This is a genomic window from Bradyrhizobium lablabi (assembly GCF_001440475.1).
Lineage (GTDB): Bacteria > Pseudomonadota > Alphaproteobacteria > Rhizobiales > Xanthobacteraceae > Bradyrhizobium > Bradyrhizobium lablabi.
On the sequence record NZ_LLYB01000037.1, the window covers coordinates 43,383 to 50,838 of the forward strand.

Annotated in this window: 7 protein-coding genes and 1 pseudogene; all 8 read left to right on the plus strand. The window is 64.5% G+C overall.

What is annotated here, in order from left to right; all coding sequences use genetic code 11:
- Positions 1 to 175: 175 nt before the first annotated feature.
- Entirely contained in the window at positions 176 to 2,254 is a 2,079-nt protein-coding gene (gene uvrC / locus CQ14_RS03640; RefSeq protein WP_057856575.1) for an excinuclease ABC subunit UvrC, read from the plus strand.
- A gap of 102 nt (positions 2,255 to 2,356) precedes the next feature.
- Entirely contained in the window at positions 2,357 to 2,971 is a 615-nt protein-coding gene (gene pgsA / locus CQ14_RS03645) for a CDP-diacylglycerol--glycerol-3-phosphate 3-phosphatidyltransferase (RefSeq protein WP_057856576.1), read from the plus strand.
- Complete coding sequence (gene moaD / locus CQ14_RS03650) at positions 2,968 to 3,219, plus strand: molybdopterin converting factor subunit 1 (protein ID WP_057856577.1); 252 nt, start codon at positions 2,968 to 2,970, stop codon at positions 3,217 to 3,219. The genes pgsA and moaD overlap by 4 nt, the downstream gene beginning before the upstream one ends.
- Before the next feature lie 9 nt (positions 3,220 to 3,228).
- A complete protein-coding gene (locus CQ14_RS03655; protein ID WP_057835868.1) occupies positions 3,229 to 3,696 on the plus strand; it encodes a molybdenum cofactor biosynthesis protein MoaE in 468 nt (155 codons plus the stop codon).
- Positions 3,696 to 4,661, plus strand: coding sequence for a 50S ribosomal protein L3 N(5)-glutamine methyltransferase (prmB, locus tag CQ14_RS03660; protein WP_057856578.1), 966 nt, complete (start codon positions 3,696 to 3,698; stop codon positions 4,659 to 4,661). Before CQ14_RS03655 ends, prmB begins: the two co-directional genes overlap by 1 nt.
- Positions 4,662 to 4,768: 107 nt before the next feature.
- Positions 4,769 to 6,115: an omega-aminotransferase AptA gene (gene aptA / locus CQ14_RS03665; protein ID WP_057856579.1), complete on the plus strand. Its 1,347-nt coding sequence runs from the start codon at positions 4,769 to 4,771 to the stop codon at positions 6,113 to 6,115.
- A 101-nt stretch (positions 6,116 to 6,216) separates the two neighbouring features.
- Positions 6,217 to 6,798 (plus strand): phage holin family protein, encoded by a 582-nt coding sequence (locus CQ14_RS03670; protein ID WP_057856580.1) that lies wholly within the window; start codon positions 6,217 to 6,219, stop codon positions 6,796 to 6,798.
- A 188-nt stretch (positions 6,799 to 6,986) separates the two neighbouring features.
- A pseudogene (locus tag CQ14_RS03675) lies at positions 6,987 to 7,456 on the plus strand (EAL domain-containing protein); the annotation flags it as partial.

The window sequence follows — 7,456 nt, forward strand, 5'->3', positions numbered from 1 at the left end:
GGTTACGGAACTCCACTTTTTTCGCTAAGATTTATCGAGAGTTTTAAGTTAAAGGGTTGTTAAGTCGAGTTACTTGCCCGCTCATCATTCTTAAGAATGCGTTACCGGCGCCCCTCCCCGCGAGCAGCACCACAAGCGCTGGCGATGCTGCCCTGCAGCGCATAATTTAGGCCCCATGGATCACGATTCTACCGACCAGCCGAAGCCTCCGCGCAGGGCGCGGCGGGGTTCCCAGCCGGATTTGCCGCCACAGGACCTGACCGCCGCCGACGTCGATCCCGCGACATCAGCCGCCGAGGAGGACGACGAGGCGCGCCTGCCGGAAGCGCCCGAAGAGCCTGCCGGGGCGATCGCCGAAGGCCCGCTGGCGATCGGCCACACGGCCATCGAGAACGCGGTGCGGCTGGCGCCGACCTCGCCTGGCGTCTACCGCATGCTCAATGCTGCCAGCGACGTGCTTTACGTCGGCAAGGCCAAGAACGTCCGCAAGCGGCTGTCGTCCTATGCCCGCGTCAACGCGCCCTTGCCGGCGCGCATCCTGCGCATGATCGCGGCGACCGTGACGGTCGAGATCGTCTCCACCACCACCGAGACCGAAGCGCTGCTGCTGGAAGCCAACCTGATCAAGCAGCTGCGGCCGCGCTTCAACGTGCAACTTCGCGACGACAAGTCGTTTCCCTATATCCTGATCACCGGCGACCATTGGGCGCCGCAGATCCTCAAGCATCGCGGCGCGCAAACCAGGCCCGGACGATATTTCGGGCCGTTCGCCTCCGCCGGCGCCGTCAACCGCACCATCACGGCGCTGCAGCGCGCGTTCCTGATCCGCTCCTGCACCGACGGTTTTTTTGAAAGCCGCACGCGGCCCTGCCTGCTCTACCAGATCCGTCGCTGCTCGGGTCCCTGTACCCGCGAGATCGACTTTCCCGGCTATAGCGAGCTAGTGCGCGAGGCGAACGACTTTCTCTCCGGCCGCAGCCACGCCGTGAAGCAGCTGCTCGCCGCCGAGATGGAGAAGGCATCCACCGAACTCGAATTCGAGACCGCCGCGCTGTATCGCGACCGTCTCGCCGCGCTGTCGGCGATCCAGTCGCAGCAAGGCATCAATCCGCGCACCGTGGAAGAAGCCGATGTGTTCGCCATCCATCAGGAGGGCGGCTATTCCTGCGTCGAAGTATTCTTCTTCCGCACCGGACAGAACTGGGGCAATCGCGCCTATTTCCCGCGCGCGGAGAAATCGTTCACGCCGGAGGAAGTGCTGGCCTCGTTCCTCGCGCAATTCTACGACGACAAGCCGCCGCCGAAACTCATCCTGCTCTCGCATGAGATCGACGAATGCCAGTTGCTGGCCGACGCGCTTTGCGTGAAGGCCGGCTACAAGGTCGAAGTCTCGGTGCCGAAGCGCGGCGAGAAAAAGGAATTGGTCACGCATGCGCTGACCAATGCGCGCGAGGCGCTTGGCCGCAAGCTCGCCGATACGGCGACGCAGAGCCGGCTGCTGGAATCGATAGCCGCCACGCTCGGACTGCCGCAGGTGCCCAAACGCATCGAGGTCTACGACAACAGCCACATCCAGGGCACCAACGCCGTCGGCGCGATGATCGTGGCGGGGCCGGATGGCTTCATCAAAAACCAGTATCGCAAGTTCAACATCAAGTCCGAGGGACTGACGCCCGGCGACGACTACGCAATGATGCGCGAGGTGCTGGAGCGGCGCTTCAAGCGGCTGTTGAAGCCGCCGGAGGGCGACGCGGCCCAAGGAAAAACTGGAGCGAAAGCCGACGACGATTCGTTCCCGCAATGGCCCGACCTCGTCATCATCGACGGTGGCCGCGGCCAGCTCAACGCCGTCAGGGAGATTTTTGGGGGCCTGGGACTGACCCAGGTCTCGCTGATGGCGGTGGCAAAAGGCCCGGACCGCGATGCCGGACGGGAGACCCTGTTCATGCCCGACCGCGAGGCCATCAAGCTCGAACCGCGCGATCCCGTGCTGTATTTCATCCAGCGGCTGCGCGACGAGGCGCATCGCTTCGTGATCGGCTCGCACCGTAAACTGCGGAAAAAGGACATCAGGGAAGCCGGTTTGCAGGAAATCCCGGGCATCGGCCCGTCACGCAAACGTGCCTTGCTGCACCACTTCGGAACGCTGAAGGAGATCGAGCGCGCCTCGATCGCGGACCTCGGCAAGGTTCCAGGCGTTAGCGCCGAAAGCGCCCGCAAGATCTTCGAGTTTTTCCATGCTCAGGCGGGTTAAGGGGACTTCCAGTCGAAGGGCATGTCATTTGGGCGTCGCCTGCGACAGATGATCTAGGCCCGCACGGTTGACCTTCACGTTCCAGCGGTATTGGTAAGACGGATGAACATCGCAACAGCCAAAGGGCAGACCAAGACCCTGTCCCTGCCGAATATCCTGACCTACGCCCGCATTGCCGCCATTCCGGTGGTGGTCGGCTGCGTTTTCGCCCAGTCCATCCTGGACGGCCCGCTGTGGCTGCGCTGGGTGGCCTTGGCCGTCTTCATTGCCGCTGCGGTGACGGACTACCTCGACGGCTACTATGCGCGAATCTGGGACCAGCAATCCGCTTTCGGCCGGATGCTCGATCCGATCGCGGACAAGCTCCTGGTGGCGTCCTGCCTCCTGATGCTGGCAGCCGACAGCAGCATCCATGGCTGGACGCTTTGGGCCGCCATCGTGATCCTGTGCCGCGAGATCCTGGTCTCTGGCTTGCGGGAATATCTCGCGGCGTTGCGGGTCAGCGTCCCCGTGACCAAGCTGGCGAAATGGAAGACCACCATCCAGCTCGTCGCGATCGGCTTCCTGATTGCCGGCGAGGCCGGCGAGCAGATTCTGCCCGCGACCACCCTGATCGGCATCGTCCTGTTGTGGATGTCCGCGATCTTCACGATTTACACCGGCTGGGACTATTTCCGCGCCGGCATCCATCACCTCATCAAGGAGGATGAGGGATGAGGGTCAAATATTTCGCGTGGGTGCGCGAGCGGGTCGGCCTCGCCGAGGAAACCGTCGAGCCGCCGGCCGACGTGCGCACGGTGAGCGATTTGATCGGCTGGCTCTCCAGCCGCGGCGAGACCTACGCCCACGCCTTCGAAAAGCCGAAGGTGATTCGCGCCGCGATCGACCACGCCCATGTCAGGCCGGACGCCGCGATCTCGGGCGCGCGCGAGATTGCATTCTTCCCGCCGATGACCGGCGGTTGATCTTTACCCATGTCCGTCACCGCGACCATTCGCATCCAGGAAGCCGATTTCGACGCGGCGCAGGAGATCGCGGCGCTCACCAAAGGTCGCACCGATATCGGCGCTGTCGTCACCTTCAGCGGCATTTGCCGCGGCAGCGAAAACGGCGAACCGATCGCGGCGCTGACGCTTGAGCATTATCCCGGCATGGCGGAAGCCGAGATCGGGCGCCACGCCGATGAAGCGCTGTCGCGCTGGCCGTTGCAGGGCCTCACCATCATTCACCGGTTCGGCCGCATCGCGCCGGGCGAAAACATCGTGCTGGTGGTGACGGCGTCACCGCATCGCCAGGCAGCCTTCGAAGCAGCGGAATTCCTGATGGACTACCTCAAGACCAACGCGCCGTTCTGGAAGCGCGAGGAAAGCAAAAAAGGCACCAGCTGGATCGAAGCGCGCGACCATGACGACGCGGCCGCGGCGCGCTGGACCAAATCCTGATGGCCAGACGTGCGAAACCGGCGGCGAAGCGCAGCGCCAGCCAGATGAAACTGCCCAAGGTCGGCGTGGGCGAATTGCTGACGCTGCTCGATTTCGTCCGCTATGCCGTCAGCCGCTTCGTCGAAGCCAGACTGGTATTTGCACACGGCACCACCGATCCGGTGGCGGAAGCGGCCTTCATCGTCTGCGAGGCGCTGCACCTGCACCCCGACCAGTTCGAGAGTTTCGCGACCGCGCGGGTCTCGGCGGCTGAAGGCAAAAAGATCCTCGATCTGATCGCGCGCCGCGTCACGACGCGAAAGCCCGCCGCCTATCTCGTCAACAAGATCTACATGCGCGGCCTGCCCTTCTATGTCGACGAGCGCACCATCGTGCCGCGCTCCTTCATCGGCGAATTGCTGGACCAGCATTTCGGCGGCGACGGCGACGACGAGGCCGGTTCGCTGCTCGCGGACGCCGGCGCGGTGGAAAGCGTGCTCGACCTCTGCACCGGCTCGGGCTGCCTTGCCATTCTGGCCAGCCGGAATTTTCCGAATGCCGCGGTCGACGCGGTGGATATCTCAAAGGACGCGCTCGAAGTCGCCGCGCGCAATGTCGGGGATTACGGGCTTGAGGATCGCCTCACGCTGTACCGCGGCGACCTGTTCAGGCCGCTCAACGGCAAGCGCTACGACCTCATCATTTCCAATCCGCCCTATGTCGATGCGCAAGGCATGGCCGACCTGCCGCGCGAATGCCGCGCGGAACCGAAACTCGCCTTCGACGGCGGCGCCGACGGTCTCGATATCGTCCGTCGCATCCTCGACGAGGCGTCCGCGCACCTGACACCGCAGGGCGGGCTGTTGTGCGAGATTGGCCGCTGCCGTCCGCAGCTCGAAGCCGCCTATCCGCACCTGCCGCTGCTCTGGCTCGATACCGAGGATTCCGAGGGCGAAGTGTTCTGGATCGCCGCAGCGGACCTCTGAATTTGCTGCAGTTGCGCGCAAATATCACGGCGCGCCGACGTTCCCGTATCGCGGCGAAAATGATAGTTTGGCGCTAGCCCAACGCCCCAGACATCAAGAGGCCGCCCATGCTGGACAAGAGCCCCCGCCCCACCGGCGTCAACGTTCCGAACGATCTCGCCGCGCACTGGATGCCGTTCACCGCGAACCGGGCGTTCAAGAAGAACCCGCGGCTGCTCGCCGGTGCCAAGGACATGCACTATTTCACCGCCGACGGCCGCAAGCTGATTGATGCTGCCGCGGGCATGTGGTGCACCAATGCCGGTCACGGCCGCGCGCAAATTTCGGACGCCATCGCCAAGATGGCCGCGACGCTGGACTATGCGCCGCCATTCCAGTTTGGCATTCCGCAGGCGTTCGAGCTTGCAAGCCGCATCGCCGAGCTGGCGCCGAAAGGCCTCGACCACGTCTTCTTCTGCAATTCCGGCTCGGAGGCGGCGGATACCGCACTGAAGATCGCGCTCGCCTATCACCAGATCAACGGCCAGGGCGGCCGTTCACGCCTGATCGGCCGCGTGCGCGGCTATCACGGCGTCGGCTTCGGCGGCACGGCCGTCGGCGGCATCGTCGGCAACCGCAAGATCTTCGGCTCGCTCCTGGCGGGCGTCGACCATCTGCCGGCGACCTATGACCGCGAGAAGCAGGCGTTCACCAAGGGAGAGCCGGAATACGGCGCGCATTTCGCCGATGCGCTGGAGGACCTCGTCAACCTGCATGGCGCCAACACCATCGCCGCCGTGATCGTCGAACCGATGGCAGGGTCGACCGGCGTGCTGGCGGCGCCGAAGGGTTACCTCAAGCGGCTGCGCGAGATCACCCAGAAGCACGGCATCCTCCTGATCTTCGACGAGGTGATCACCGGCTTCGGCCGGCTCGGCTTTGCCTTTGCCGCCGAGCGCTACGGCGTGCTGCCGGATATGATCACCTTCGCCAAGGGCGTCACCAATGGTGCAGCCCCGATGGGCGGCGTGCTGGTGCGCGACACCATCCATGACGCCTTCATGACCGGACCCGAGCACATGGTCGAGCTGACCCATGGCTACACCTATTCGGCACATCCGCTCGCCTGCGCCGCGGCCCTTGCCACACTCGACATCTACCGCGACGAGAAGCTGTTCGAGCGGGCCAACGCGCTCGAATCCAAGTTCGCCGACGCTGTGATGTCGCTGAAGGGCCAGCCCAACGTGGTCGATATCCGCACCATCGGTTTGACTGCCGGCATCGACCTTGCGCCGTCGGCGGACGGGGTGGGCAAGCGCGGCTTTGCCGGGCTCAACAGCGCCTTCCACGACAATGACATCATGCTCCGCGCCGTCGGCGACACGCTGGCGCTGACCCCACCCTTGATCGTCACCGAGGACCAGATCGGCGAAATCGTGGACAAGGTCGGCAAGGTCATCCGCGCGGTCGGGTAGCGGCTGCATCGGGCCTGACCCGGTAGGAACATTCGAAACCAGCCCGCGTTCACTCCAGCGGCGGGAAGCGATCATGCTTCCGCCGGTTGAGGGATGCGGACATGCTCGCGCCTTCGAGCAGCTTGCTGCGCGCCGGGATGGAACTGAAGCTGAACCAGGTCAAACTGGCGACGCGATCCTATCTCCGCGACCGCACCGATCAGGCGACCTCGACGATCACTTCCTATGCCATCGCCGCCGGCCTGTTCGCCGCAGCCGGCATTTTCATGATCGCTGCCTGCCTTGTCGGCATCACCGCGCTGTTTCGCTGGATCGAGATCCATTACGGGCAGTTCTGGGCTTTCGGCGCGGTCGGCGCCTTGCTGGCGATGATCGCCGCAATTTGCGCGGGGCTTGCTGCCGTTAAACTCAGGCAAAAGACGCCGCACTTCCCCTCGCTCGCCAGCCGCCTGCGCGTGGCGGTCAAGGCCAGTCCGCTCAAACCCGACCAGATCGGAGCCGCGAGGGACTCCGCCAGGTCGATCCTGCAGGCGCCTCCGGCACCGCCAGCGAGCAGGCGCGACAGGCGCCGGTCGCCCGCAAGGGACAACAGGCATTTGCAGGCCGGCCTTATCCTGATGGCGACCTTGCTGGGCTTGGCGGCAACGCGACGGCGATGGCAGGCGCGCCAGATGGACATCTGACGGTTGAACGCTGCCTTACGGCGCCGCTCTCGGTTTTCAGTTCCGGCCGTGTCCAAAGAACACTAGCTCTGCGAATCAACATTGGTGCTAAGGTTGCAGCGCTTGGGACAGCGCAAGTTCGACGATGCCTGAAACTTCCGTGTTTTCCCGGATAAGACCAGTTCGGACCTGAGGGCGTAGCGCGCGACATGATTCGCATTTCGACGATTTTCATCGCCATCTGCATGGTGCTGGTTGCAGCCTCCCTCGGCCTCGTCCTGCATGCGGTGGCGGGTTTCAGCGGCACCGAATCCGCGATCGTAGCGCTGACCGCGTTGACCTTTCTGATCCTCTACAACGCGGTGTCGATGCGGCTGCGCGATCGCTCCGACGTCGGCGGCCAGATCGCAGATCTTTCCCGCGGCACCGCCGACCTTGCGCGTCAGGTCGCCGAGTTCGGCCGCCGGCTCGCCGCCGTCGAGGGCCGCCTGGTGTCGGCGAACTCCGCAAGCTCCGACCGCATCCAGGCCGTGGTCGGCGAGATCAGCGAACTCGGCATCCTGGTCAAGCAACTGGCCGTCTCGGTGGCGAGCCATGAGGATCTGTTGGCTGCAGGTGCAGCGGCCGCAGCCCACGCCCCGCCGGCCCGGCCGGATCCCGAACCGGCGGTTGCCGCCGA